We start from the raw sequence: 23,172 nt of genomic DNA, 5'->3' as shown, positions 1-23,172 counted from the left end.
GGTGACGATCAGAGATCCGGTGCGACGCCGGCGATGGCGTAACGGGCGACGCCCGAGGCGAAATAGCGCTCGATCAGAGCGTCATCGTCAAGGGGTTGCGTGCCGAGCGAAGCCGACCAGTCCGACTTGATCCGTTTGACCAGACTGGAACGGGCCTCGTCGCGTGAGGCGTGCAGGGTAACCGTCTCGCGTCCCGCGAGATCGCGAAGATATAAAGCGTGCATGGGAGGTGTCCGAAGGAGGGCGGTGACGCTTGTCACCGGCGGTCATGTCCCGGGACTATTCCCGCGACCGCCTTCTCCCCGCCCTCTTCTCTCCCGCTGCCTCGGGCTTTACGGAGCGCTAAGGGGTTTTCATTATGCAGCGAGCTGGAACCGCTGATGGGTCCGCCGGTTCATGTCGAACCGAGCCCCCTCGAGGAGTGCTGCTGCCCATGGCCCATCTCACTCCCGTCGAGATCGCCAACTGGATCGCGATCTATCTGGCCGCGGGGCTGTGCTGCGCCATCGCGATGGTCATGTCGGTATCGGTCGCCGCGCACGGCGCCTGGCGCGAGCGGGCGTGGGAAGACGCGCGCACGGTCCGCGGTGCCGCGCTGTTCCTGCCGAAGCTGTGGTGGCGCTGGCAGAAGCTGTATTTCCTGTCGACCCCGGTTACGCTCGGCATCGTCGGTTGGTTCGCCGCGACGCTCAGCTGGAGCTGACCTGGTCCTACATATCGAGCGCGTCGAGGATGCGCCGCACCGCACGGTCGCTGCCCACGTCCTCGGGCTCGATCGTGACGATACGACCCAGATGCGCCATGCGCGGATGGGTGACCGCCTTGCCGGCATGATAGGCATCGCTGTCGAGTCCCATCGCCTCGATGACCAGATCGCGGATCTCGCCGGTGACGCGCGAACGCGCCTCGATCCGGAAGTCGGGGCGACACGGCCCGTCCCTGGTTAGCGTATCGAACAGGGGCTTGTCGATCGCCATGTCGATTCCCCGGTGATGCAGCCGGACCTGTGCGGCGAGGATCGCATAGAGCGTCCGGCGCTCGAACTCGCTTTCGACCGGCACGGGAAGGCGGCCGTTGAGGACGGGCTGGGCATAGCCGCGCAGCGGCATGTGTCCTGGACCATCGGGATATTCGCCGACGACGACCAGCACGAGGTATGGCCCCGCGATCCGGTTGCCGAGCGTGGAGGGTGACTGGAGGCGGTTGACCAGCGTAACCGGCTCGCCGTCCGCCACCTCGATCGCGGTTCCCCTGAACGCCCGGGCGTAAAGCAGCAGGAAGCCCTGCGGTGCGTGCCCCAGCGGCCAGTGCGGGGTGAGCGTGTCGAGACGGGTATGGACATGACCGGCATGGAGCGGGGCGGCATGCGTCCAGAAGGCGCGCGACAGTTCCAGCCCCGGCGCCACGGCGATGCCCCTGGCCGCGCGGGTGGCCGACGCGAGGCTGGTGCCGAGCGACCAATCCACCCGCGCCGAGAGCGGCGCGATCCGGTTGACTCCGGCGACATCGAGCAGCCGCCATAGCTGCCGCGCGAGTTTGGGGGTGGCGGCGTTGCGCGTCCGGTCGTCGGTGCTGTCGTCCTCGGGGCGCTGCGACAGCTTTTCTGGCGCGGGCTTCAGCACCTCGAAGAAGCCCTCGAGCGGCCTGGCCGGCGCATGCCGGGTGCGAACCTCCGAGATCCGCGCGGTGGCCTGGTCGCGGAAGAACGGGCAGTCGTCACGATGTTCGGCGCGCTTCGTGCCGGTCAGGCGGCGCAGATAATAGGTCTCCGCCTCGGAGAGATAGGCCGGCGTCAGAATCGGCGGAGCGACCCCGCGGCCGAGGCAGTCGCAGGCAAGCCATTTGTGGCCGACGCGTGCATTCTGGACGAGGCGTATCCCCGCCTGCTCGTCACCGTGATCGCCGTCGCCGACGTACCAGCGCACCAGCGCCGCGCGCAGCGGCCCCGGAGCGGGATACGGTCGGGGCCTTCGCCCGAAGTGTCGCGGTCGACCAGCCACATGCGCTGCGCATCCGTCGAAGATGATGGTCAGGCCGATATCGGGAATCATGATTTGTACGATGTCCAGAACTTTCTTCATTCGGCGGCTGATTTTGTCGTCGGCGTTTGACGGGCAATCGTCGCCCCGGCTTTCCTTGGCGTCATCGAATGAGTGAAGCGGGGTTTGGGAACATGAAGGGATGGATAGGGGTGGTCGCCATGACGGCAACCTTCGCTGCGCCGGTGCAAGCGCAGTCGAAGCACACGATGCGCCAGGTGCAGATGATCGCGATGGGCGGCGTGTCGGACCCCGCCGGTCCTGTCGTGCGAAGTGAGGCCGGCGAGCCTGCCGGCATCTCGTCGCCACCCGAAATCCCCGGCTTCGCGGTCCATGACCTCAGCCGGCGCTACGTCGAATATCGCATGGCCAACGAGCTGCGCGGCAACGTCGACGGCGTCGTTCCTGCCCCGATCGATGCCGCGAACATGGCCGCGCCGACCCTTCCGGTCGCGGCGTCGTCACCGATCTCGGTGCCGTTCTGGATGCGGCCGGCAAGCCCGGTCCTCGCGATGGCGCCGGCGGTCTTCACCCCTGGCTGTACGCCCGGCGGCTATCGCCCGTCGGGTATCCTGTCCCGTGATGCCGAGGCACGCCGTGCCGCTTTCTACGCGAACATGAGCGCGATCGCGTGCGAGCACGGCATCCCGGTCGGGCTGTTCGATGCCGTCATCATGCGCGAGAGCCGCTACGATCCGGCCGCGATCTCGCCCAAGCGCGCCTATGGTCTCACCCAGCTGATGCCCGGCACCGCCGATGGCCTCGGCGTAAATCGCTTTGACATCATGGGAAATCTGCGCGGCGGGGCACGCTATCTGCGCCAGCAGCTCGACCGCTTCGGGCAGGTCCATCTGGCGCTGGCCGCGTACAATGCGGGTCCCGGCCGGGTTCGCGGCGGGCAGATCCCCCGGATCACCGAAACCCGCGACTATGTCGCCAACATCCTCACCAACTGGTCGCGCCTCTCCGGCTTCGGTCGGGTCGCAACGCTCCAGGCGTCATCGTCACGCGGGACACCGCCTCTCACCTCCATGCCGGTACGCCGGTCAGGCGTCGCGGTCTCCACCTTCTGACGGTGCTACCTGCGCGACGCCGGGAAGGGGGCACGCCATATCCGCTTGCTCCCATCGGGGAGCATTGCGGCGGCGATAGCCGACGCTCCCGCATGTTCGGCACATGCGAGCGTTGAGGTGATTTTGGACATTTCGGCATTCAGGCCGTCAGGCCCGACGTGTTGCCCGACTAGGGCAACGCCATTGGCGTTGTATCAAATAGAATCTTGTAGCGGTTGAGCATCATAATGAGTGTCACGCTCACGGCGCTCGATCGTCGCCCCCATGCGGGCGAGCAGCTCGCCGAGTTCACCGCCGATCTCGACGCGTGCCCGCTCGCCGAGGCCGAGCCTCGCCAGCATATCCCGCGTCGCTTGCTCCACATCGGCGCGGCGCTGGATGTCGTCGTCGGGTAGCGGAGCAGGGCGCAAGCCGCGCGGCAGCAGCCGTTTCACGCAATCGGGCAGGAAGGCGCGATAGACGTTGGAGGTTTGCGCATAACGCGGCCCCGGCCCGCTGCCCGGCACCCGCTTGAACCGGCGCTGGCGGGCAAGCAGCCCCACCTCCTCGAGGATGTTCAGCACTCGCCCGATCGTGGCCTCGCCCAATCCTGTCCGCTCGGCGAGGCCCGCGTAAGAAGGATAGACCTCCCCGCGGCACAGCCGCGCGAGCGTCAGGAGTTCCTCGTAGACGCGGATCGCCGCGCCGGTCAGCAACGTCAGCAGACGCTCGGCGGCGCTCAGCGAGCGCTTGCCCGCGCGTGCCTCACTCTTCAGCCGGCGTCCCTCATCGAGCGCGCGTCTGGCGGCGCTGAGCAGCCGATCGGTCTCGCCCTTGGCCGGCACCGCGAAGAACGTCTCCTCGAACGTCCCCGCCTCGCGGCTGCCGCGCAGCACCGGCGCGCCGGTCGGATGCGGCGCGCCCGATCGGGCACGCGAGCGGCACACCGGCATCCCCGACAATGCCGCGATGCCGGCCTCGCCGACTGAAAACAACCCCATCTTCCTTCCTCCCTATGGAGGCCGGGCCCAGGCAAAGAAAATGCGTGGCGCGAAACGCGCATCCTTGACGGCCGGACCGAGGGTCGATATGTCGGGGCTTGATGTTGAAGCCGTTTAGCGTTTTCCAGACGCTGACATATCGGGCGACCCCCGATCCGAACTTTGGGATGCCCGGCCTCGTGCCGGGCTTTCCTTTATGTGGTCACGGCCAGAAACTCCCGATACAGATCCTTGTCCGCGGCAAGGAACTCGATCAGCCGGTTCACGGTCTCGCTCCGCGACGACTGTCCGAGTTTCTTCTGCGTTTCGTTGAGGATTTTGATGGCGTCCGGTCCGAACCAGATCGCGGACTGGACATAGCCCTCGGCCCTGAGTTGCCTGGACCGTTCCCGCATGGCGACCGCCGACTGTGCGGACGAAAAGGTCGTCTGTTGCGACGCCTTCTTGCCGCTGGGGCGCTTCGTAGCGGGGGTTGCCGAATCCGTCATGATTCGGCCATAAGGCATTTGGTCGACGGGATCAACTTCAGTATTGATTTTCTAAAGAATGTTCGAGGAACTACGTTGAGGTGGCTCAGTCGCGAAACGGATCCGAGCGTTCCTGATTATGTCGGTCGCACACCCGCTTGAAGCTTTTCAGCGACCGGCCCGCGCATTTCGCCAGAATCTTCTGGAGGTTGAGGGTCAGTTCCGGGGTCACCTCATCGTAGTCGATCTCGCAGATCAGATCCATTTCATCGATGAGCTCGCTCGGTAGCCCCCGGAGGATCCCTTTGATGATGCCTTTGCGTTGAGGGATGTCTCCTGAATTATCGAGATTGCGGCGCCGGAACTCAAGCTCGACCGCGATGTCATAATCATCGACGCTCAACGCGGCCTTCAATGCCTCGACCTCGTCGATCGTCATGAGCGCTCGCTGCTCGGGATCTGCGTGTAGGATACGCTGAACCCGCGTTCGCTTGATGCCGGTGACGCCTGACAGATAACGCTGGCTCAGGCCGACCTCGTCGATCAGGCCGCACAGGATTTCGACCACACTATCGGCGGGAACCAAACCCATACGAGTGCGTACTGCATCGGCCAGTGATGTGCGGTTTTGCCGTGGTCCCTCGACGTGCGCCATGTCGGGTAAGTCCCCTCTGTCGCCGATTCCTTAACCTTAACTGCGACAGCCTCGCAACCTCATTCTGAACAAAACCTGTCCGCTGGCTTAGTGCGTTCGCATCTTTGTGACGTTGTCCCGATGGGATTGCAGGATATCGCGATAGTTTTTGGCATCGTCACCGTAGAAGCCGAGCCTTGTAGCCAGGCGTGCGCTCTCCTGCTCGGCGATATAGTCGAAGAGCAGGATCGAGATCGCATCCACATTTGATAACGCTCGGGAAATGATTTGTGACAATTCCTCGCGCATTTCATCGATCATATCGACGCTGCCCTCCTCGAATGTCAGCTGAATGGTGACCGGCCCGTGGGATTCGACGGCGGCCAGATGCGCCGAAATCATCCGTGCAGTGAGATAGCGACTATGTTCCAGCGCAAGCGCGGTTCGAGCGGTGATCACGTCTGAAATCGATGCGTATAGCTGGTGTTCGTTGGAGAACTGCCGGATGCTTTCCGTCGTCAGTCGGAAGAACGCTTCCGAAGCGTCGATGTCGATCTGGGTTTGCGGCACCTGGCCGGGGGCGGTCATGGTAGAAACGTCTCTCGCTAAAAACCGTTGTTAGGCATCGGCCGTGGCCGATAGCCGGGATGTCGCTAACGCAAGTGCCGTAGTTGCGACATCTCCGATTTGCGCTCGATGCATGGCGAATCGCTATACCGTTCGGTGGTGGCCCGCTGGGCGGGCCACCCCGGCCCGCTGGGCGGGCCACCCCGGCCCGCTGGGCGGGCCACCCCGGCCCGCTGGGCGGGCCGCCCTGGCCCGCTGGGCGGGCCACCCGAGGCCCGAATCGGGGTTTTCGAACGAAAATGTGCCGCTGCCCTCAAATACATTCTGAAAAAATCACTCTATCGTTAACCGACCGTTTGCCGAAGCCGTCCTGCCCCCCGCATCCTTCCCTTGGGCGCACAAAGCGCTCCATCTGAAGGAGACTTCCATGAAAGCACTGACCAAGGGCCGCATCGAGACCGCGGGCCTCGCAGCCCTCGGCCTCGTAGGGGCCGCAGCCGTTCTGGCCGGTCCGGCGTTCGCCGGCGCCGACGCCACGTTCAACACCGCGCTGAACTCGTTCACCGGCTTCCTCGAAGGCTCGGGCGGTAAGATCATCACCGTGCTGAGCCTCGCGGGCGGCATCGTCGGCCTCGCCTCGGGGCGCTTCAGCCTCGGCCAGGTCGCGATCCCGGTCGGTGTCGGCGTCGGCGCGGGCACGGGTATCCCGATCGTCACCTCCACCGTCACGGCGACGGTCTGACCCCGTGCGCACCGGCCGGGTTGCAGCCCGGCCGGTGTCCCTACCGGAAGGTGGTGTGATGTCAGCCGACAAATACGTGATCCCGTCTCATCTGGATGACCCCGAACTGATCGGGTTCTGGACGCTGGATGAGTTCCTCTTCATGGTCATCCCCTTCGTGTGGGGGATCCTGTCCCAGCATATCATCATCGGCATCGCATTAGGGTTCGCGGGCTGGTGGGGTCTAAAAAAAGCCAAAGCTGGGCGGGCGGCATCGTGGCTCATACACCTGGCCTACTGGCATCTGCCGGGCGGATTTCCGTCGCTGCGCGCCACGCCACCTTCCTATCTCCGGCTGATGGTGGGCTGAGATGGATTTCGCATATCAACATACGCACAGCCAGCGCGTGCTGCGCCAGCGCAACCTGCTCGGCGTGGTCGCGATCGTGCTCGCAGCAGCCGTGGCACTCCTCCTCCTCTTCTCCGCCTCGCGTGACCGCGAGGTCGTGTTGCAGCCGGTATTGCGCTCGCCGCTGACCGTCAGCAGCGCGGGCGTCAGTCGTGAATATCTCGAAATGGTCACGCGCGATACCGCGATCCTGACCCTCGACCGCTCGCCCGCCAACCTCGACTATTGGATGAAGTCGGTCCTCGAGATCGTCTCGCCGCGCGCGCAGGGCAAGATCAAGGCCGATCTGCTGCGCATCGTCGACGAGCAGCGCGGGTCGAGCATCAGCCAGTATTTCACGCTCCAGTCGATGAAGATCGACCCCGCCAACCTCCAGTCGACGGTGACGGGCCAGCTCAACACCGTCGTCGGCCAGAAGATCATCACCTCGCAGGTGCGCACCTTCCGGTTCGACTGGGAATATTCGGGCGTGTCGCTGAAGCTCATCGGCTTCGGGATGGTCCAGCCCGAGAAGAAGGGCATGCCCGCATGACCAGCTACCTCGCCTTCGGCAGCGCAGCGCTCGGCACCGTGCTTGCCTCGCGTAGCTTCTGCCATCTCAGCCGTCTGGCGGGCGGTGCCTTGATCGGGGCATCGGTACTGCTGTTCGCCACGCCCGCCTTCGCCGACCAGAATCTCCAAGTCTCGGACGGCGCGGCGGTGCAGTGCAATGCCTCGGCGAGGGATTTGACGCGGATCAGTCTCGTCCAGGACGAGTTCGCCAGCGTCTCCAAGATCAACACCGGCAATCCGAGCGACGACTTCTCGGTCGTCAACGAGCCGGTGCGCGGCGACATCTACCTGTCGGTGCCCGACGGCTATAGCCGCCCGGTGCTGTCGTTCTTTGCGACCAGCAAGCGCGGCTATGTCTACAAGTTCGCCTGTCGGATCGCGGGCAACGAAGCCGCGCAGGTGTTTCTCTCGAACCCCGCGATCGAGAAGGCCGAGGCAGCGGACGAGGCGCCGATGGGCCGGGCAGCGGCATCAACCACGAGCCCGCAGGAAGGCGCGATCCAGCTCATCCAGGCGATGTACGCCAACAAGGTCGGCGACGGCTACGAGATGAAGCAGCGCGCGATCCGGCCGGTTCATGTCGGCGATCTCAAGGTCCAGATGATCGCGGAATATCGCGGGTCCGATCTCACCGGCCATGTCCTGCGCATCGAGAACACCGGCACGACCGAGACGGTGCTGACCGACGACATGGTCGCACCGCGCGGCGCGCTCGCGGTCTCGATCGCGGATCCCAAACTGGCCGTGGGCAAGGTGACCACGGCCTATCTCGTCTCACGCAGCGGGAAGTAAGCCGATGGCATTCAAAGACATGTTCTCGCGCAATCGCAAGGCGCTCGACGCGCCCGAGGGCGACGGCGTCTCGCCGGTCGCCTCCGAACTCGCCGGTAACGACGCGACCAAAAAGAAGCAGCAGATGATGCTGGCGGGCGTGGCGGCGGTCGCACTGGTCGGCGCCTCCTTCTACATCTTCGACGGCGGTGACGCGAAACCCGAGACGGCCGACACCGCCGAGGAGGTGAAGGTCTCCACCAAGGACATGATGAACCGCAATCTCTCCGAGCAGGAGTGGATGGCGCTCAGCGAAAACCGGTTCGATTCCACCGAGAACCAGCTGAAGGGCATCAACGGCACCAACCACCGGGTCGACCAGCTCTCCGAGCAGATCGAGGCGCTCAAGGCGCAGAACCAGTCGATGGCCTCGGACGGCCAGCGTGTGGTCTCGGCCTACCAGAATGAGAACGAGCAGCTGCGCCGCCAGGTCAACGAGCGCGCGAGCACGCCGCCTGCCCCCGGCCCCGCCGCGATGTACGGTCCGGCCGGGACGGCGCTCTACCAGCGGCCCGATGGGGCAGGCGGCGCGCAGGTCCCCGAAGCCCCCGCCCCGGCGCGGCTATCCGAGGTGAAAATGGTCTCGTTCCAGACGGCGGGCGGCACCGCGACGCAGGTCGAGAAGGGCAACACCGTCTATAGCGACAGCCCGAACTACCTGCCGCCCAACTCCTTCGCGACCGCGCGCGTCATCGTCGGCGTCGATGCGGCGGCCGGCGTCCAGAGCCAGACCGACCCATTGCCGGTCGTGCTGCGCGTGACCGGTCCTGCACGCTCGGTCTTCCAGAACGGCAAGCTCCTGACCACCCGGATCCAGGGCTGCCTCATCAACGGTGCGGCACGCGGCGAACTCTCGAGCGAGAAGGTCTACGTCAAGCTTCAAAAGATGACCTGCCCGCAGCCCGGCGGGCGTTACGCGGTGTCCGAAGTGAAGGGCTTCATCGCGTTTGCCGGCAAGACCGGCGTGCGCGGGCGGGTGGTCAGCCGCGAAGGCTCTCTTGTTGGGCAGGCGTTCATCGCGGGGCTTGTCGGCGGAATCGGGCGCGGCTTTGCCACCAACACCAATCTCGCGCTGCAACCTGGGAACGTCGTCGTGAACGGTCGCCGCCAGCAACTCGGCCTCGGCGATATCGCCCAAGGGGGTCTGGGCAACGGCGTCGCCGAGAGCGGCGACATGGTCTCGAAGTATCTCATCGAGCGCGCCGAGCAATACCAGCCCGTGATCGAGATGCCGACCGGTGTCGATGTCGAGGTCGTTTTCCTGGAGGGTGTCCATGTCCGTAATTGACCGCATCCGTGCGCGGCCCGCGAAGTCCGCGCTGCTCGCGGCAGCCGTGATCGCCTCGCCGCTCGCCGGGTTCGGCGCGGCAAGCTACGCGTCCAGCATCGGCATCGTCGGCGCGTCCGACACCAAGGTCGCCGCCCTCCTCAAGGAGCGGCTGCCCAAGACACAGGTCTCCGGGCTCGACTGCGGCAAGGTCGCGGGGCTGTGCGAGGTCACCGCCGGCAACAACCTGTTCTACGTCGATCGCAGCGCGCGCTATCTCGTCATCGGCCGGGTCTACGACATGGACACGCGCCAGGACCTGACCGCCGCGCGGCTGCTCGAGATCAATCCCGACATGCTGGTCGGCGGTGCGGCGAAGGCGAATGCCGCGGCCGAGGCGGGCGGACCGCCCTCCCCGCCCGGCGCCGCGCCGGCGCGCGCGCCCGCGCCGTCGCTCAAGTCCTTGCCGATCTCGACCCTGCCGGCGACCGGCGCGATCGAGTGGGGGCCGCGCGGTGGTAAGAGCGTCACCGTCTTCAGCGATTTCCAGTGCGGCTATTGCCGCGCGCTGACCAATACGCTGCGCTCGATGAACGTGCATGTGATCGAGCGGCCGATCTCGACGCTCGGCAGCCGTGACCTCGCCAACCGCGTCTATTGCGCGAAGAACCGCGAACAGGCGCTTCACGCGGCGTACGCCGGCGAGCCGGTCAAGGGGGATGCCTCCTGCGATACTTCCGGGCTGGATGCCAACGAAGCCTTCGCGCGCAAGCATGGCTTGACCGGCACGCCGGTCATCGTGCGCGCCGATGGCGCCGCGATCGAGGGCTATCGGCCGAAGGAGTTCCTCGCCGCGTGGCTCGCGGGGAAGCCCTCGTGACCGCGCGCGCGCACACGCTCGCCGCGATCCTCGCCGGCACGCTGCTCTCGGGCTGCATGACGATGGGCGGGACGGTGAAGGGCGACTTCGCCTGCCGCGCGCCCGACGGCATCTGCGCGCCGAGTTCGGTCATCGACGATCGCGCGCTCGCGTTGATCCTCGGCGATGCGCCCGAGGCACAGACGACGCCGGCCGGTCCCTATACCCCGGCTCCGTCCGCGCGGGGCGGCCAGCAGATCGCCGCTGCCGACCCCTCGCGCACCCGCGAGAAGGTGCTGCGGATCGTCTTCCCCTCTCATATCGATGCGTCGGGACGGCTCTACGAGCAGACGGCGGTTCACGCCGTCGTCGAGAACGGTGACTGGCAGAGCGCCTCGGTCGGCGCGCCCGTTGCCTCGTCGCCGGCGCAGGTCGCGTCCTCGGCTGTTGGCGGACCGTTGTTCGCGGCGGTCGACCGCGTCAGCGTCGCGCTTACCGATATGGGCAACGGCTATGCCGGAGGCGATCCAGACGCACCGAGCGCGGCCGCGGTCGCGGCGGCACGCGCGCGTGCATCCGATCCGATCGAGGACATCAAGGCACAGGTGGCGAGCAAGCTGGCGGCTCCGTCGCGTACCGCCGTGACCCGCCCCGGTGCCGCCCGGCCCGCGCCGCCCCGCCTCGAAGTCGGCAAGGCGGCACTGCCGGTAGATGCTTCGGTCTCGGCTCCCGCCGGTCAGACTGTCGCCGTGAAGGTCCCCGTGGCACCGGCCGGAACACGTAGCGCCCCGGCGAACCAGGCGGTGACCGCAGCCAAAGCCCCGGTGCCTGTTCGTGCTCCGGTCGCGGCCGGGATCGCGACGCCGACGCATGCCACGCCGCAAGGCAAGGCGGCGGTCGCACGCTTGCAGGCGAACCCGGCCCTTGCCGCCGGCGTCGGCGGCATGAGCGCGGCCGCGACGGGCGCCCGTCCACCGGTCGCGCTACCGGTCCTGCGCGCACCCTCTTTCCCGGGAGCACCCCAATGAACGTCCTGCGCTCGATCCTCGGCGGCATCCTCGGCGATGACGACAAGCCCGACAATGCGCGCCCCGCGACAGCCGTCCCCCGGCTCGTCCACTGGTTACCCTATCGCAGCTTCGATCCCAAGACGCATATCTTCTACAATTCCGCCTCGCGCGGTTTCGTGGTCGAGGCAGCCCCCATGATCGGAGCGAGCGAGCGCAGCCACGAGATCCTGACGCAATTCCTTTCCGAAGGCGTGCCGACGCCGGGGACGCTCCAGATCCATGGCTGGATGAGCCCGCGCGTCGGCGACCGCCTGTCGGGCTGGTATCTGCCGCGCTTCATGGCCGCCGGCGTCTATGAGCGCATGGCCAAGCACCGCACCGATTATCTGCTGGGCGGGGTCTGGGATTCGCTCTCGGTCGCGGCCCCCTTCCACCTGCGCAACCACCGCGTGGCGATCAGCTATGCGACGCCGGAATCGAGCCGGGTCAGCAACGAGGAGATCGTCTCGGTGTTGCAGGGGCTCATCTCGAGCCTCGAGGCGATCGGGGTCGAGGCCCGCCCGATGGACCCGCAAGCGCTCATCGCCTGGATCGACGATATCACCTCGCCGACCACCGCGCCGGGGTCGGACGCGATCAGCTACAATCCGTTCGATCCCATCGCCGACCAGGCGGTGCGCCACGATCTCGAAGTCCGGATCGAGCCCGACCGGCTGCTGCTGCGCACCGAGCGCTTCCGTCCGACCGGCAAGGTCATCGACGACGCGCCCGAGATCGGCGAGATCTACCCCGACGTCTTCGATGTGCGCTCCTTCTCGGTGCGCAACCTGCCGACGCGCTGGGCGCCATGGGACATGGCCAAGCTCATCGGCGACCTCTTCGCCGACAAGCTGCGCATGCCCTGCCCGGTCGCGACGAACCTGTGCCTCGACTTTCCCGATGCCGAGGCCGCCAGCGGCCGCGCGAGCCGCAAGTTCATGCGCACCACCAGCCTTGCCGACAGCAAGTCGGCGCGGCTGCTGCCGCAGCTGAAGGATCAGTCGGCCGAGTGGAAGTTCGTGAAGGACGAGCTGCGCCAGGGCCGGAAGCTGGTGCAGGCGTTCTTCTCGGTCACCTCGTTCAGCCCCAAGGGCAACGGCGATACCAACGAGCGTATCCTGAAATCGGTATACCGCGCGGCGGGCTGGGACCTGCTCGATGACCGCTATCTCCAGATCCAGGGGCTGCTCGCCTCGATGCCAATGACGATGGCCAACGGGCTGTCGTACGACCTCAGGAACATGAAGCGGTTGCGCACGGTGCTGACCACCACCGCCGCCAGCCTCATGCCGATGCAGGGCGAGTATCTCGGCGCCAACGTGCCCCACCTGATGCTGATCGGACGGCGCGGCCAGCCCTTCTTCTGGAGCCCGTTCGAGAACACGGCGGGCAACCACAATGTCGCGGTGTTCGGCAAGTCCGGCTCGGGCAAGTCGGTCGCGCTGCAGGAATTGTGCGCCTCGATGGTGGGGGCCGGTGCCAAGGTCGTGGTGATCGACGACGGCCGCTCCTTCGAGCATTCCGCCAAGCTGCAGAACGGCTCGTTCGTCGAGTTCACCATGGCGTCGGGCTTCTGCCTCAACCCGTTCTCGATGATCGATCCGGTGCAGGCCGAAAATGACGAGGACTATCTCCTCGACTGTTTCGCGATGCTCAAATCGATCATCAGCCAGATGGCGCGGCACATCGACAAGCTGAACGACACCGAACGCGGCCTCATCGACGGGGCGGTCAACAAGGTCTGGGGCGCGAAGGGACGCGCCGGTTCGATCGACGACGTGATCGACGCGCTGAACGATACCGGCAACGATCTCGGTCGCGACCTCGGCATCGCGATGCGCCCCTTCTCGTCGGCGGGCACCTATGGCCGCTTCTTCGAGGGCGAGGTGTCGTTCAAGCTGGAGGCGAACCTCACCGTCTTCGAGCTGTCCGACCTGTCCTCGCGCGAGGAACTGCGCAGCGTCGTCCTCACCGCGATCATGTTCATGGCCTCGCAGATGATGCGCCGCGTCGATCGCGCGACGCCCAAGGCGCTGCTTCTCGACGAGGCATGGCAGATGCTCAAGGGCGGCTCGATGGCCGACTTCATCGAGGCCTATGCGCGCACCTGCCGCAAATACGGCGCGAGCCTCGTCACCGCGACGCAGAGCCTCAACGACTATTACAAGTCGGACGGCTCGAAGGCGGCGCTGGAAAACAGCGACTGGTTCGTCATCCTCCAGCAGAAGGCCGAGACGATCGCGGACTTCAAGAAGCACGACCGCTTCGAGATGGACGATCATACCGATGCGCTGTTGCGCTCCTTGAAACGCCAGGGCGTCGAATATTCCGACGTGCTCATCAAGGGGCCCGACATGCTGGCCTCGGGCCGGCTCGTCCTCGATCCCTATTCGGCGACGGTCTATTCTTCCTCGCCGCGCACCTTCGCCGCGATCCACGAGCTGCTCGACCAGGGCCTCACCATGGAGGCCGCGATCGAGCGGATCGCCTTCCCCGACAACCCCGAGAAGTGGAACGATGGCGCGGACGATCTCGCCATCGCCGCGGAGTGACCAGCATGGCGACCATCGTCTCCCCCGCCCCCGAGCGCAACGCGCCGAGCGCGCGACCACGGACCGACTACGGCTTCGCGCTCTATTTCATGCTGCGCGCCACGGGCTTTCTCGCCTCGACGATGCTGATGGCGTTCGGCGTGTACGTCCTGTTCTTCCTCGCGATCGGCGGCTTCTCGCTCGACGGCATGATGGCGCACCTCGCCAACATGGCGGGGCGCTATGTCGAGGCCGAGCCTTCGCGGATCACCGGCTTCAAGGCGATCGCGGGCACGACCTTCCTCGTGTCGACCCTCGCCATCGCCTTCTTCCGCCGGCACGCGCTCGTCGCGCTGCTGGTCGAGATAAAGGAGGACGCGAAGTGAGCGCGCCCGTGATCGGCCCCGAGGTCCACATGGCCGTCGATTCGACAGTGACCTCCCCCCAGGTGGACACTCCCGCTTCCGCGAGTGTCTCCGCGATGCCGAACGCGCGCCGCGCCGCGGGCTTTGCCGGGCTCACCCCCGCGCAGCTCGGCATGGGCCTGCTCGCCATCCTGCTGGCGATCTGGGGCATGTGGGTGACGCACACGCTCATGGCTCCCACCGAGCAGCATATCGTCAAGGCGGACCTGTCGCGGATCGTCGGCGACTATGTGCAGGCGCAGGCGCGCAGCGACACACCGCCCGAGCGCGTCCAGGCCGAGATGCGGCGCTTCATGGCATCGCTTGACGGCGAGCTCCAGCGCCGCGGCAAGGCGGGCGAGGTGGTGCTGGTCGGCGAGGCGGTCCTTTCCAAGAACGTCGCCGACATCACTGCCGATGTGGCGAAAGCGGTCTATGCGAACGGCGTGCCGCGCCCGCGTGCCGGCAGCGGCGCGCTGCAAGGCCAGGTCGGGCAGGCCGGACAGGGCGCGTCGATGGCAGCACCGGTCGATCTGGCGTCGGCGTCGCAGCCGGGGATCGGCCCGGTGCCAGGATCCGCGATCTTCGGTGACGGCCCCGCGCCTGCCGGCGCGCCGGCGATGTCCGGACCTGCACCCGCCTCCGATCCGGGCCTTCCCGGCGCGGCGGTCTCGGTCTTCGGGCAGCAGTGATGGCGCAGGCGCTCGCCCCGGCTTCCGATCCCGCCCCCGCATGGCGGCCGCGCCGCAACCTGTGGGCGGCGATGGGGCTGTTCTTCGCCGGCAGCATCGCGCTCACCGCCATCGCCGACTGGCGCGAGAGCCACGCGCTGCTCATCAACCAGACTACATCGCTGCCCAACTGGGCGTTCGTGATCCACAAGACGCATGTCCCCAAACGCGGCGACTATGTATTCTTCGTGCCGCCCGCGCACCCGATCGTGATCCGGCATTTCGGGTCGAACAAGCAGATGTTCGGCAAGATCGTCTACGGGATGCCCGGCGATACCGTCGAGCATCGCGGCAACACCGTGCTGGTCGCGGGACGCGTGGTATCGCACACCAAGCCCGCCACCCGCTTCGGCGAGCCGCTGGTGCGTGGGAGCAACGGCGTGGTCCCGCAGGGCTGCTATTATGTCGGCACGCCCCACAAGGACGGCTTCGACAGCCGCTATGCCGCGATCGGCTATGCGTGTTCGGACAAGATCGTCGGGGTCGGGGAGCCGATCCTGTGAAGGCGCTGCTCGAGACCGCCGCCTTCGCCGCGATCCTGACGCTGGGCATGTCGACCCCGATCCGCGCGCGCGATCACGGCACGGTCGGCCAGACCTTTCCCATCGCGGAAGCCGACCTGCTGACCACGATCGAGACCCGGCTGCGCACGCTCGAGGCGAACGGCGGGATCGAGCGGATGAACAAGGTCTTCGCCGAGCGGTCCGAGGCGCGCATCCGTCGCCCCAAACCCGTCGCGGGCGTCACACCCGCCAGCGATGCGCGCGAGTGGCTCTACGATCCGACGATCACGATCGACAAGGATATCCGCGATCCCAAGGGCAACCTCGTCGCGAAGGCGGGGCACACCGTCAATCCGCTCGACTTCGTCACCATGCGCCAGGCGCTGGTGTTCGTGGACGGCGACAGCCCCGAACAGATGGAGTGGGCGACGAAGCGCTACACCGACGCCAACGCCAAGATCATCATGGTCAACGGCTCGCCGATCGATGCCATGACGAAGCGCCAGCGGCGCTTCTATTTCGATCAGGAGGGCCGGCTCACGGGCAAGCTGGGCGTGCGCCATACGCCGGCGGTCGCCGAGCAGGACGGCCGCGTCGTGAAACTCAGCGAGATCGTGCTGCGGGGGCAAGGCTGATGCCGCTGTGGCTCGACCTTCTGCGCACCCCCATGGCAGCGCCCGAGACCGACGAGCTGCGCGCCATGCGCCGCACTTTCCAGGTCCTGTGCGTCCTGTGCGCGCTCGGCGTGCTGGCGATCTCGCCGCTGACCGCGCTGGTCGGTCGCGCGGCCGGCGTCGGCGTGGCGGCGCTCCTTATCATGACCGCGCTACACACCGCGCTCTACGTGACTCGCAAGAACCGCGCGGACGCCGCCTTCCTCGACGCGGCGGTATCGGGGGGCGACGAGGCATGAAGGCGCTGCGCCTTGCCTTGGTGACGTTCCTGGTGGGGCTCGCCGCGATGCTGGCGCTGCCCGCGGCCGCGCAAGGCCCGTCCAAATGCACCGGCAAGTTCGTGAACCCGATCACGGATGTGTGCTGGTCATGCCTGTTTCCGATGTCGGTCGGTGGATTGAACATCTGGCCGAGCGGTCGCCCCGACACGCCCAACCCAGGCCTGCCGGTCTGTGCCTGCGGCGCGCCGGTACCGCGCATCGGCATCGCGGCGGGGTTCTGGGAACCGGTGCGCCTCGCCGACGTCTCGACCAAGCCGTGGTGCTTCGTGAACCTGGGCGGCGCCAAGATCTCGCCCGGCTTCGACATCGGCAACGGCCAGATCTCCGCCGCCGGCCAGGTCGGCGGCCAGCAGCAGAGCACGTCCAAGTGGCACGTCCACTGGTATATCTACCCGCTCCTCTACTGGATGGAGATCCTCGCCGATTTCGCCTGCTTCGAGCAGGCCTCGTTCGATATCGCCTATATTACCGAGGTCGACCCCCTGTGGCAGGACGACACGCTGACCGCGCTCATCAACCCCGAGGCGGTGGTTTTCTCCAATCCGGTCGCGCAGGCCGCGTGCGCGGGCGACTGCATCGCCGCGACCGCGCGGCTGCCGCTCGATGCGACCTTCTGGTGCGCGGGATGCCAGGGACCGATGTACCCGATGAACGGCAACGTCGCCTCGCATGTCGGCCACGTCCAGGCTTCGCGCCTCGCGCTGTCGCGCTTCGCCTTCAAGATGCACCGCGAGGGGCTGGCCTGGGGCACGATGGGCGCGCCGGGCCTGTGCAACAAATATCCGATGCCGATGCTCAGGAAGCAGCAATACCGCATCCAGATGACCAACCCGATCCCGACGGTCAGCGGCAAGGCCGCCTGCTCGCCGATCGGCGCGTCCGACATGCCGCCGCAGGCCGGCCGGTCCTTCCCCGTCAAGGGTGAGGACATGGGCTACCTCGTGTGGCGCAAGCGCAACTGCTGCGTGCTCTGAGGAGAACCCGATGCGCCGCTTCCTCATTCTCGCATCCGCCCTTGCCGGGGTCGCTGGCTTCCAGGCTTTCGCCCAGACCGTCGAGGGGCTCGACCTCGATGCGGTGCGCGCCCGCGCGCAGGCGATGGGTCCTGATGCCGAAGCCTTCGTCGCCCATGTCCGGAATCGCGGCGACGCCTTTCGCGAGGAAGCCATCGCGGTGCGTGACAAGGCGAATACCAATGCCGTCCAGCTGGCGAAGGCCGACCTGCCCAAGGGGTATGACGGCGCGGTCGACTTCGACGAGATCATCAAGGGCGCCGGCGCCAATGCGGCGGGCGCGCGCGGCGATGCACCGCAGCTGATCGTCTTCGCCAGCCTTTCGATGCCGCCCCAGGCGCTGCGCCGGCTCATCGCCGATACCGCCAAGGCTGGCGGGGTGGTCGCCTTTCGCGGTTTCCCGAACAATTCGATGCGCGCGTTCAGCGAGCAGATGGGCAAGGTCGTGACCGACCGCGACCAGCTTGCCAATGTCGGCATCGATCCGCGTCTCTTCCGCGCCTTCGATATCCAGGCGGTGCCCGCCTATGTCGCGGTCTCGTCTGACTTCGACCTGTGTTCGGGCCTCTCGTGCAAGAGCGAGGTCCCCGCCTATGACCGGATGACGGGTAACGTCACGCTGCGCCATGTCCTCGAAACCTTCGTCGACGCGCGCGGCCCCGGCGCGGGCGTCGCCGGCGTCGCGCTTCGCAACATGAGCAAGGCCGGCGCGTGAGGCGCTTCGTCCTCCCTTTCCTCTGTGCGCTGCTCGCTGCTGGCGGCGGCTTCGCACAGACGACGAACGAGGAGGCGCGGCGCGAGGGCAACGATCTGGGCAAGGCGATGCGCGCCAACGGCGCCAATACGCCTGGCCAGGGGCAGCTTGGCGAACTGCCGGGATACCAGGGCACGACGCTCCCGGAATCGACCTATTTCGACGATCCCGATCGTCTGACCGCCGAGGCGCGGCCGATCGCGACCGCCGACCAGAACTTCCGCACCGTGACCGACGCCGACAACAGCCGCCCGCGCTTCTCGAACGCCGAGATCGAGGACGTGACGCGACGCGGCATGACGATCGCGGACAACCCCGATGCCTATCTCGAGGGACAGCATCTGGGTGGCGAGAACGGCACCTGTACGCCGCTGCCTCCGGGTGCAGGTGCCAAGGGCTATTACGAGGCGGTCTGCAACAAGGGCTCGCAGGTGTCGGAAGGGTCCGAGACCTGCACCGCGCGGCTCGTGCCGACCGTCGTCAATACCCAGCGCTATTTCTATTACGGCGTGCGCGACCAGAACGAGGGCAACGGCTTTGCCCGCAACAGCGTGATGCAGGCCAAGGTCGCCGCGGGCCTCTGCCGCGCCGAGCCCTCGACCCCCAATGTGTGCGATGCGCAGATCGAGATGGGCGCAGGGGGCGACCGTCCGGCGGATTACGTCAAATGGTGCAAGGGCCTCAGTTCGATGAAGACGAACGCCCAGCTTTATTCCTGCTCGTCGGAAATACCGCGGTCCGAGATCCCGGCGCACGTAAACGGCCGCACCGGAACGACCTATCTGCGCACGGAGGGTTCGACCAGCGTTTCGGTCGCCCGGCAGGAGGGCAGCTGTCCGGCGCTGTCCGACAATGACGGCTGCACCCCCGTCACCGGGGAGGTGTGCACCGAGGGACCGGAGACGCGGATGATCGAGGGCGTCGCCGTCACGCAAGCCTGCTGGGCGTGGTCGCGGAGCTTCAGTTGCAAGCGCATCACCCAGGCAAACGATTGCACCGATCTCGATGCGAACCGCCAGTGCACGTTCCTGCGCGACGAATGCCTCGACGATCCGCAGTCGGGCGCCTGCAAGGTGTCGCAGCGGGTCTACAGCTGTCCGCTGCCTGCTGAACAGGCACCGGGCGACAAGCAGTATATCTGCGGGGGCGACGTCTATTGCATCAACGGCGACTGCGAGCCGATCGAGCGCGAGGCATCGACCGAGTTCAAGGACGCGCTGGTCGCCCTCCATTCGCTGGGTGAAGCGGGCAAGCAGCTCGATCCCGACAACCTCACCGTCTTCTCGGGCGAGCGGGGTGCCTGCAGCAAGAAGATCTTCGGCGCGTCCAACTGCTGTTCGGGCAAGGGCGTGCCCCTGCTCACCCCATGGCTGTGCAGCGCGGCCGATCGCGCGCTCGACGAGAAGGACGACAAGGGGCTGTGCCACAAGGTCGGCACCTATTGCTCCGACTCCGTCCTTGGCATCTGCGTCACCTCGCGCGACGCCTATTGCTGCTTTGGCAGCAAGCTCTCGCGCATCCTGCAGGAACAGGGTCGCGCCCAGCTGAACAAGCCGTGGGGCAAGGCCAAGGACGCGAAGTGCGAAGGCTTCACCATCGAGGAGTTTCAGCGCCTCGACCTGTCGCGAATGGACTTCGCCGAGGTCTACGCCGAGTTCACCGATGCCGCCAAACTCCCCGACGAGGTGGAGACGATGGCAAAGATACAACAGAAGATCGAGGATTATTATGGTCGTACGCCTCGCAACTAAATGGGGCAGCAGCGGGGGCGAAGGCCCGTGCGAGATCCGCATGTCGGTATTCGAGCTGGCGATGTTCATGCGGATCTTCCGCGATGAGAACCCGGTCGATCCCGGCGATGTCGCGGCGACGGTCGGCCACTGGTTCGAATGCGACGTGACCGTGGCGCACGTTCGCGCGGTCGCCGACCGCATGATCCGCAAGGGCTGGCTCACCCACCGTGAGGGGGGGCTGCGCGCCGCGCCCGACGGCCGGGACCAGGCGCGCGTCAGCCTCCACGGCATCGTCAACTTCATGCGGATGGGCACCAAGCTGCTCGACGTCGTTTTGATGATGAACATCCTCAACGTCGCCAAGCACGAGGTCGACCCGCCCTACGAGGAGGATCTCGATCCGATCGACGAGGATCTCGACCATCCCGACGCGCCCGACCGCTGGCTGACGAGGGATGGCTGGACCGATATCGATCCGGCGACCGGCAAGCCCGACCCGTGGCGCAACGGCAGCGGACCCAAGGGCACCCGCTCTGGAGATGGCGAAGCCGGAAACGCCGCGAGCGCCGGGGCCGGCGAGGAACCGGCCGGGAGTGCCGGTAGCGGTGACGACGCCGGCGCGGGCGACGCCCCGGCCGATAGCGCCGCGAACGATGCCGACACGGCCGGTGACGACACGGGAAAGCTGGCCACGAACGAGCCCGGGGCGCCGGGAAAGACCCGGGGGGAGAATGACGATGACGAACGATAGGAATCTGGTCCGCCGGTTGCGGATCGTCTGTCTCGCGGCGTTGGGTGTCGTTTTGCTGCCGGCGACCGCTCCGGCGCAGTCGCTCGCCGAGGCGGCCGCGTACGAGGACGATGCGCGCGCACAGATGGTCGCAGCGCCCGCGTCGGCCGACGAGGCGCAGGCCGCTGAAGACGCCTTCTACTGCCGCGAGCGTCGGCTCGGGCAATGGTTCTACTGCGAGAAGCCTCGCGCGAAGCCGAAGACGGCGACCCCCGCGCCCACCCCGCAGGCCTCCGCCAGCGAGCGGCTCGCCGCGATCGGCAAGGAACTCGATGAACTGAAGGCCCGCGCCATCCTCGAGCCGAGCGAGGCGAACGTCATCGCCTATGTCCGCTACCAGCGCGAGCAGCTCGACCGTGCCTCGACCTTCTCGGACACCTGGCAGCGCGCGCTGTGGCAGAACCCGGATATCGACTACACGTTGCAGCGCCCGGTCTCGACCGTCGGCAAGCGTGCCTGGACCGATACCCGCAAGGCCGACCGCGACACGGTGATGAACCGCTTGGGCGAGCGGTACGGCATGTTCTACTTCTTCGCGCAGTCCTGCGCCGCCTGCGAGGTCTTCGGCCCGATCCTGCGCTCAGTCGCCGCCAGCCACCGCATGGCGGTGATGGCGGTCTCGATGGACGGGGGACCAAGCAAGGACTTCCCCAACTACGTGGTCGACAGCGGCCAGCGCGCGCGCATGGGCGTGCCCGGCAACGCCACCCCCGCGCTCGTCCTCTTCGACACCGTCACCCGCCGCACCGTCCCCATCGGGTTCGGCATCCTCTCGGCCGACGAAATCTCGGACCGCATCTTCACCCTTACCAACACCAAGGTCGGGAGCGACTACTGATGCACACTCCCCTGCCCCCCGCCCGCTCACCTTTCCGCGTCTTTCGCCGGCGGCTTGCCGCCGGGCTCGCGAGCGCCGCCGCGCTCTCGATGATCCCGGCCGACATCGCCTCCGCTCAGGTCGCCGCCAAGATGAACGACTTTTTCAACGATGCCGGCGGTGCCGCCAACGTGACCGGGCCATCGGCCTATCAGGGGCAAAGTGCCGGTTATTATTCAGGTGGCAACGTTTGGACCCGCTTCCCCCAGCGCAGCGTCCAGCCCTTCAACCTGCAATTGCCGAGTGCTCGCGCCGGGTGCGGCGGGATCGACCTGTTCGCCGGCTCCTTCTCGTTCATCAACTCGGGCGAACTCGTCGCGATGATGAAGGGCGTCGCCAACAATGCGCTGGGCTTCGCCTTCAAGCTCGCCATCAGCAGCATCTCGCCGCAGATCTCGAAGGAGATCGACTTCCTGCAGGGCGCGGCGCAGCAGCTCAACCAGATGAACATCTCGTCGTGCGAGGCCGCGCAGGGGTTGGTCGGGGCGGTGTGGCCCAAGATGCAGGGCGCGCGATCGACCATCTGCGCGGCGGTCGGCAACAGCCAGGGCAAGTTTTCCGACTGGGCCAAGGCGCGGCAGGGCTGCGGTGCCGGCGGTGAGCAGGATGCGACGCTCGAGGGCAATACCGACCCGAAGATGGCCGACCATATTCCGGCCAAGCCGCGCAACTATACCTGGGAGGCGTTGAAGCGCTCCAACAAGTTCGGCGGCTTCGACAAGCAGTTCTCCGAATATCTGATGACGCTGGTCGGCACCGTCGTCATCAGCGGCAAGGACGCGGACCGGAGCATCAAGTATTTCGGCCCCGGCGAGGATGCGGTGGTGACCGCACTGCTCGACGGCACCCAGAACGGCAACCCGGTCAAGATCCTGTCGTGCCGGGACGATGATTGCCTCGACATCAGCGAGCAATCGCTGCCGATCCCGACCGCGAGCGCGCTGCGCCCGCGCGTCAAGGCGATGATCGTATCGATGAACGGCAAGATCCGCACCGACAGCGCGCTCGACAATGCCGAGAAGCAGCTGCTCAACATGACCAACATCCCGCTCTACAAGATGCTGACCGTCCAGGCGCTCGCGCATTCGAGCTTCACCGACGGCGAGGTCGATGCGCTGGCCGAGGTCGTCGCGGTCAACCTCCTCGCCTCGATGATCGACAACATGATCGACCGGGTGGTGACGCAGGTCGATTTCCAGCCCGCCGATCAGGCGACCGCCGAGACGTGGCGCGGGCAACTGGCCGATGCGCGCAACAAATACGCGCAGCGTGACGTGAAGGTGAAGGACACCGTCACGATGGCGACCAACCTCATCAACCGTTCGGTGATGCTGGAATCGACACTCCAGAACGCGATGTCGCCGGGCATGCAGGCCGCGCTCAATTTCTCGCGGGGCCTGAGCGCGCAGGGGCTCAACTAAGGGGGCTTTGAC

General features: G+C 66.6%; 26 protein-coding genes and 2 pseudogenes. 21 read left to right on the top strand and 7 right to left on the bottom strand.

All coding sequences use genetic code 11. From position 1 onward, the window contains the following. Positions 1-8: 8 nt before the first annotated feature. The gene (locus tag ABLE43_RS18300; RefSeq protein ID WP_315462987.1) at positions 9-224 is read right to left on the bottom strand and encodes a hypothetical protein; all 216 of its coding nucleotides are present in this window, start codon (positions 222-224) and stop codon (positions 9-11) included. 209 nt (positions 225-433) lie between these two features. On the opposite strand from ABLE43_RS18300, the gene ABLE43_RS18295 reads away from it, so the two are divergent. Continuing rightward, positions 434-703 (top strand): hypothetical protein, encoded by a 270-nt coding sequence (locus ABLE43_RS18295; RefSeq protein WP_315462986.1) that lies wholly within the window; start codon positions 434-436, stop codon positions 701-703. A 7-nt stretch (positions 704-710) separates the two neighbouring features. Here ABLE43_RS18295 and ABLE43_RS18290 read toward each other — a convergent pair. Continuing rightward, positions 711-2,002: pseudogene (locus tag ABLE43_RS18290) on the bottom strand (hypothetical protein). Positions 2,003-2,200: 198 nt separating this feature from the next. Between ABLE43_RS18290 and ABLE43_RS18285 the strand changes: the two are divergent. After that, entirely contained in the window at positions 2,201-3,112 is a 912-nt protein-coding gene (locus tag ABLE43_RS18285) for a lytic transglycosylase domain-containing protein (RefSeq protein WP_315462985.1), read from the top strand. Here ABLE43_RS18285 and ABLE43_RS23200 read toward each other — a convergent pair. From ABLE43_RS23200 to ABLE43_RS18265, 5 genes and pseudogenes are all read right to left on the bottom strand, one after another. Beyond that, positions 3,086-3,256 (bottom strand): annotated as a pseudogene (locus ABLE43_RS23200) (hypothetical protein); the annotation flags it as partial. The gene ABLE43_RS18285 and the pseudogene ABLE43_RS23200 sit on opposite strands and share 27 nt — an antisense overlap. Positions 3,257-3,306: 50 nt before the next feature. Then, complete coding sequence (locus ABLE43_RS18280; RefSeq protein ID WP_315462984.1) at positions 3,307-4,092, bottom strand: helix-turn-helix domain-containing protein; 786 nt, start codon at positions 4,090-4,092, stop codon at positions 3,307-3,309. Between the two features lie 194 nt (positions 4,093-4,286). Further along, positions 4,287-4,580, bottom strand: a complete 294-nt coding sequence (locus ABLE43_RS18275) for a hypothetical protein (protein ID WP_315462983.1) — start codon at positions 4,578-4,580, stop codon at positions 4,287-4,289. 85 nt (positions 4,581-4,665) lie between these two features. Continuing rightward, positions 4,666-5,214, bottom strand: a complete 549-nt coding sequence (locus tag ABLE43_RS18270) for a hypothetical protein (protein ID WP_315462982.1) — start codon at positions 5,212-5,214, stop codon at positions 4,666-4,668. 87 nt (positions 5,215-5,301) lie between these two features. After that, on the bottom strand, positions 5,302-5,781 hold the full coding sequence (locus ABLE43_RS18265; protein WP_315462981.1) for a hypothetical protein: 480 nt from the start codon (positions 5,779-5,781) through the stop codon (positions 5,302-5,304). 406 nt (positions 5,782-6,187) lie between these two features. Between ABLE43_RS18265 and ABLE43_RS18260 the strand changes: the two genes are divergently transcribed. From ABLE43_RS18260 to ABLE43_RS18170, 19 genes are all read left to right on the top strand, one after another. After that, positions 6,188-6,502 carry a hypothetical protein gene (locus ABLE43_RS18260; RefSeq protein WP_093067741.1) on the top strand — a complete coding sequence of 105 codons (315 nt, stop codon included), beginning with the start codon at positions 6,188-6,190 and terminating at the stop codon, positions 6,500-6,502. 58 nt (positions 6,503-6,560) lie between these two features. After that, positions 6,561-6,851, top strand: a complete 291-nt coding sequence (gene traL / locus ABLE43_RS18255; protein ID WP_093067744.1) for a type IV conjugative transfer system protein TraL — start codon at positions 6,561-6,563, stop codon at positions 6,849-6,851. 1 nt (position 6,852) lies between these two features. Continuing rightward, on the top strand, positions 6,853-7,422 hold the full coding sequence (locus tag ABLE43_RS18250) for a type IV conjugative transfer system protein TraE (protein WP_315462980.1): 570 nt from the start codon (positions 6,853-6,855) through the stop codon (positions 7,420-7,422). Continuing rightward, entirely contained in the window at positions 7,419-8,234 is an 816-nt protein-coding gene (locus ABLE43_RS18245) for a type-F conjugative transfer system secretin TraK (RefSeq protein ID WP_315462979.1), read from the top strand. Before ABLE43_RS18250 ends, ABLE43_RS18245 begins: the two co-directional genes overlap by 4 nt. Positions 8,235-8,238: 4 nt before the next feature. Further along, on the top strand, positions 8,239-9,561 hold the full coding sequence (locus ABLE43_RS18240; protein ID WP_315462978.1) for a TraB/VirB10 family protein: 1,323 nt from the start codon (positions 8,239-8,241) through the stop codon (positions 9,559-9,561). After that, positions 9,548-10,420 carry a DsbC family protein gene (locus tag ABLE43_RS18235; protein ID WP_315462977.1) on the top strand — a complete coding sequence of 291 codons (873 nt, stop codon included), beginning with the start codon at positions 9,548-9,550 and terminating at the stop codon, positions 10,418-10,420. Before ABLE43_RS18240 ends, ABLE43_RS18235 begins: the two co-directional genes overlap by 14 nt. Next, a complete protein-coding gene (locus tag ABLE43_RS18230) occupies positions 10,417-11,427 on the top strand; it encodes a TraV family lipoprotein (RefSeq protein WP_348979727.1) in 1,011 nt (336 codons plus the stop codon). The genes ABLE43_RS18235 and ABLE43_RS18230 overlap by 4 nt, the downstream gene beginning before the upstream one ends. After that, on the top strand, positions 11,424-14,000 hold the full coding sequence (gene traC, locus ABLE43_RS18225; protein ID WP_315462975.1) for a type IV secretion system protein TraC: 2,577 nt from the start codon (positions 11,424-11,426) through the stop codon (positions 13,998-14,000). The genes ABLE43_RS18230 and traC overlap by 4 nt, the downstream gene beginning before the upstream one ends. A 5-nt stretch (positions 14,001-14,005) precedes the next feature. Further along, complete coding sequence (locus ABLE43_RS18220; protein ID WP_315462974.1) at positions 14,006-14,365, top strand: hypothetical protein; 360 nt, start codon at positions 14,006-14,008, stop codon at positions 14,363-14,365. Further along, complete coding sequence (locus ABLE43_RS18215; RefSeq protein WP_315462973.1) at positions 14,362-15,075, top strand: TrbI F-type domain-containing protein; 714 nt, start codon at positions 14,362-14,364, stop codon at positions 15,073-15,075. The genes ABLE43_RS18220 and ABLE43_RS18215 overlap by 4 nt, the downstream gene beginning before the upstream one ends. Then, positions 15,075-15,617, top strand: coding sequence for a S26 family signal peptidase (locus ABLE43_RS18210; RefSeq protein ID WP_315462972.1), 543 nt, complete (start codon positions 15,075-15,077; stop codon positions 15,615-15,617). Before ABLE43_RS18215 ends, ABLE43_RS18210 begins: the two co-directional genes overlap by 1 nt. Continuing rightward, positions 15,614-16,252 carry a type-F conjugative transfer system protein TraW gene (traW, locus tag ABLE43_RS18205; protein ID WP_425475288.1) on the top strand — a complete coding sequence of 213 codons (639 nt, stop codon included), beginning with the start codon at positions 15,614-15,616 and terminating at the stop codon, positions 16,250-16,252. The genes ABLE43_RS18210 and traW overlap by 4 nt, the downstream gene beginning before the upstream one ends. Further along, complete coding sequence (locus ABLE43_RS18200) at positions 16,252-16,530, top strand: hypothetical protein (protein WP_315462971.1); 279 nt, start codon at positions 16,252-16,254, stop codon at positions 16,528-16,530. The genes traW and ABLE43_RS18200 overlap by 1 nt, the downstream gene beginning before the upstream one ends. Further along, complete coding sequence (gene traU, locus ABLE43_RS18195) at positions 16,527-17,546, top strand: conjugal transfer pilus assembly protein TraU (RefSeq protein WP_315462970.1); 1,020 nt, start codon at positions 16,527-16,529, stop codon at positions 17,544-17,546. The genes ABLE43_RS18200 and traU overlap by 4 nt, the downstream gene beginning before the upstream one ends. A 10-nt stretch (positions 17,547-17,556) precedes the next feature. Next, positions 17,557-18,300 (top strand): type-F conjugative transfer system pilin assembly protein TrbC, encoded by a 744-nt coding sequence (trbC, locus tag ABLE43_RS18190; RefSeq protein ID WP_315462969.1) that lies wholly within the window; start codon positions 17,557-17,559, stop codon positions 18,298-18,300. After that, entirely contained in the window at positions 18,297-20,090 is a 1,794-nt protein-coding gene (locus ABLE43_RS18185) for a conjugal transfer protein TraN (RefSeq protein ID WP_315462968.1), read from the top strand. The genes trbC and ABLE43_RS18185 overlap by 4 nt, the downstream gene beginning before the upstream one ends. Positions 20,091-20,130: 40 nt before the next feature. Further along, entirely contained in the window at positions 20,131-20,823 is a 693-nt protein-coding gene (locus tag ABLE43_RS18180) for a hypothetical protein (protein WP_348979726.1), read from the top strand. Between the two features lie 124 nt (positions 20,824-20,947). Then, positions 20,948-21,700 (top strand): conjugal transfer protein TraF, encoded by a 753-nt coding sequence (locus tag ABLE43_RS18175; protein ID WP_423828600.1) that lies wholly within the window; start codon positions 20,948-20,950, stop codon positions 21,698-21,700. Next, on the top strand, positions 21,700-23,160 hold the full coding sequence (locus ABLE43_RS18170) for a conjugal transfer protein TraH (protein WP_375244185.1): 1,461 nt from the start codon (positions 21,700-21,702) through the stop codon (positions 23,158-23,160). Before ABLE43_RS18175 ends, ABLE43_RS18170 begins: the two co-directional genes overlap by 1 nt. Positions 23,161-23,172: the final 12 nt, after the last annotated feature.

The organism is Sphingomonas silueang (assembly GCF_040049155.1).
GTDB lineage: Bacteria > Pseudomonadota > Alphaproteobacteria > Sphingomonadales > Sphingomonadaceae > Sphingomonas > Sphingomonas silueang.
The sequence above is the reverse complement of the archived record's forward strand: the minus strand, read 5'-3'. Positions and strand labels throughout refer to the sequence as shown.

What these genes read in the sequence shown, in the direction of transcription:
- ABLE43_RS18270 (WP_315462982.1), bottom strand. Translation starts at nt 5,214, where the DNA reads ATGGCGCACGTCGAGGGACCACGGCAAAACCGCACATCACTGGCCGAT.
- ABLE43_RS18175 (WP_423828600.1), top strand. Translation starts at nt 20,948, where the DNA reads ATGGTCGCAGCGCCCGCGTCGGCCGACGAGGCGCAGGCCGCTGAAGAC.
- ABLE43_RS18180 (WP_348979726.1), top strand. Translation starts at nt 20,131, where the DNA reads ATGTCGGTATTCGAGCTGGCGATGTTCATGCGGATCTTCCGCGATGAG.
- ABLE43_RS18250 (WP_315462980.1), top strand. Translation starts at nt 6,853, where the DNA reads ATGGATTTCGCATATCAACATACGCACAGCCAGCGCGTGCTGCGCCAG.
- ABLE43_RS18260 (WP_093067741.1), top strand. Translation starts at nt 6,188, where the DNA reads ATGAAAGCACTGACCAAGGGCCGCATCGAGACCGCGGGCCTCGCAGCC.
- ABLE43_RS18265 (WP_315462981.1), bottom strand. Translation starts at nt 5,781, where the DNA reads ATGACCGCCCCCGGCCAGGTGCCGCAAACCCAGATCGACATCGACGCT.
- ABLE43_RS18170 (WP_375244185.1), top strand. Translation starts at nt 21,700, where the DNA reads ATGCACACTCCCCTGCCCCCCGCCCGCTCACCTTTCCGCGTCTTTCGC.
- ABLE43_RS18280 (WP_315462984.1), bottom strand. Translation starts at nt 4,092, where the DNA reads ATGGGGTTGTTTTCAGTCGGCGAGGCCGGCATCGCGGCATTGTCGGGG.
- traU (WP_315462970.1), top strand. Translation starts at nt 16,527, where the DNA reads ATGAAGGCGCTGCGCCTTGCCTTGGTGACGTTCCTGGTGGGGCTCGCC.
- ABLE43_RS18300 (WP_315462987.1), bottom strand. Translation starts at nt 224, where the DNA reads ATGCACGCTTTATATCTTCGCGATCTCGCGGGACGCGAGACGGTTACC.
- trbC (WP_315462969.1), top strand. Translation starts at nt 17,557, where the DNA reads ATGCGCCGCTTCCTCATTCTCGCATCCGCCCTTGCCGGGGTCGCTGGC.
- ABLE43_RS18240 (WP_315462978.1), top strand. Translation starts at nt 8,239, where the DNA reads ATGGCATTCAAAGACATGTTCTCGCGCAATCGCAAGGCGCTCGACGCG.
- ABLE43_RS18235 (WP_315462977.1), top strand. Translation starts at nt 9,548, where the DNA reads ATGTCCGTAATTGACCGCATCCGTGCGCGGCCCGCGAAGTCCGCGCTG.
- traL (WP_093067744.1), top strand. Translation starts at nt 6,561, where the DNA reads ATGTCAGCCGACAAATACGTGATCCCGTCTCATCTGGATGACCCCGAA.
- traC (WP_315462975.1), top strand. Translation starts at nt 11,424, where the DNA reads ATGAACGTCCTGCGCTCGATCCTCGGCGGCATCCTCGGCGATGACGAC.
- ABLE43_RS18285 (WP_315462985.1), top strand. Translation starts at nt 2,201, where the DNA reads ATGACGGCAACCTTCGCTGCGCCGGTGCAAGCGCAGTCGAAGCACACG.
- ABLE43_RS18210 (WP_315462972.1), top strand. Translation starts at nt 15,075, where the DNA reads ATGGCGCAGGCGCTCGCCCCGGCTTCCGATCCCGCCCCCGCATGGCGG.
- ABLE43_RS18220 (WP_315462974.1), top strand. Translation starts at nt 14,006, where the DNA reads ATGGCGACCATCGTCTCCCCCGCCCCCGAGCGCAACGCGCCGAGCGCG.
- ABLE43_RS18275 (WP_315462983.1), bottom strand. Translation starts at nt 4,580, where the DNA reads ATGACGGATTCGGCAACCCCCGCTACGAAGCGCCCCAGCGGCAAGAAG.
- ABLE43_RS18200 (WP_315462971.1), top strand. Translation starts at nt 16,252, where the DNA reads ATGCCGCTGTGGCTCGACCTTCTGCGCACCCCCATGGCAGCGCCCGAG.
- ABLE43_RS18295 (WP_315462986.1), top strand. Translation starts at nt 434, where the DNA reads ATGGCCCATCTCACTCCCGTCGAGATCGCCAACTGGATCGCGATCTAT.
- ABLE43_RS18245 (WP_315462979.1), top strand. Translation starts at nt 7,419, where the DNA reads ATGACCAGCTACCTCGCCTTCGGCAGCGCAGCGCTCGGCACCGTGCTT.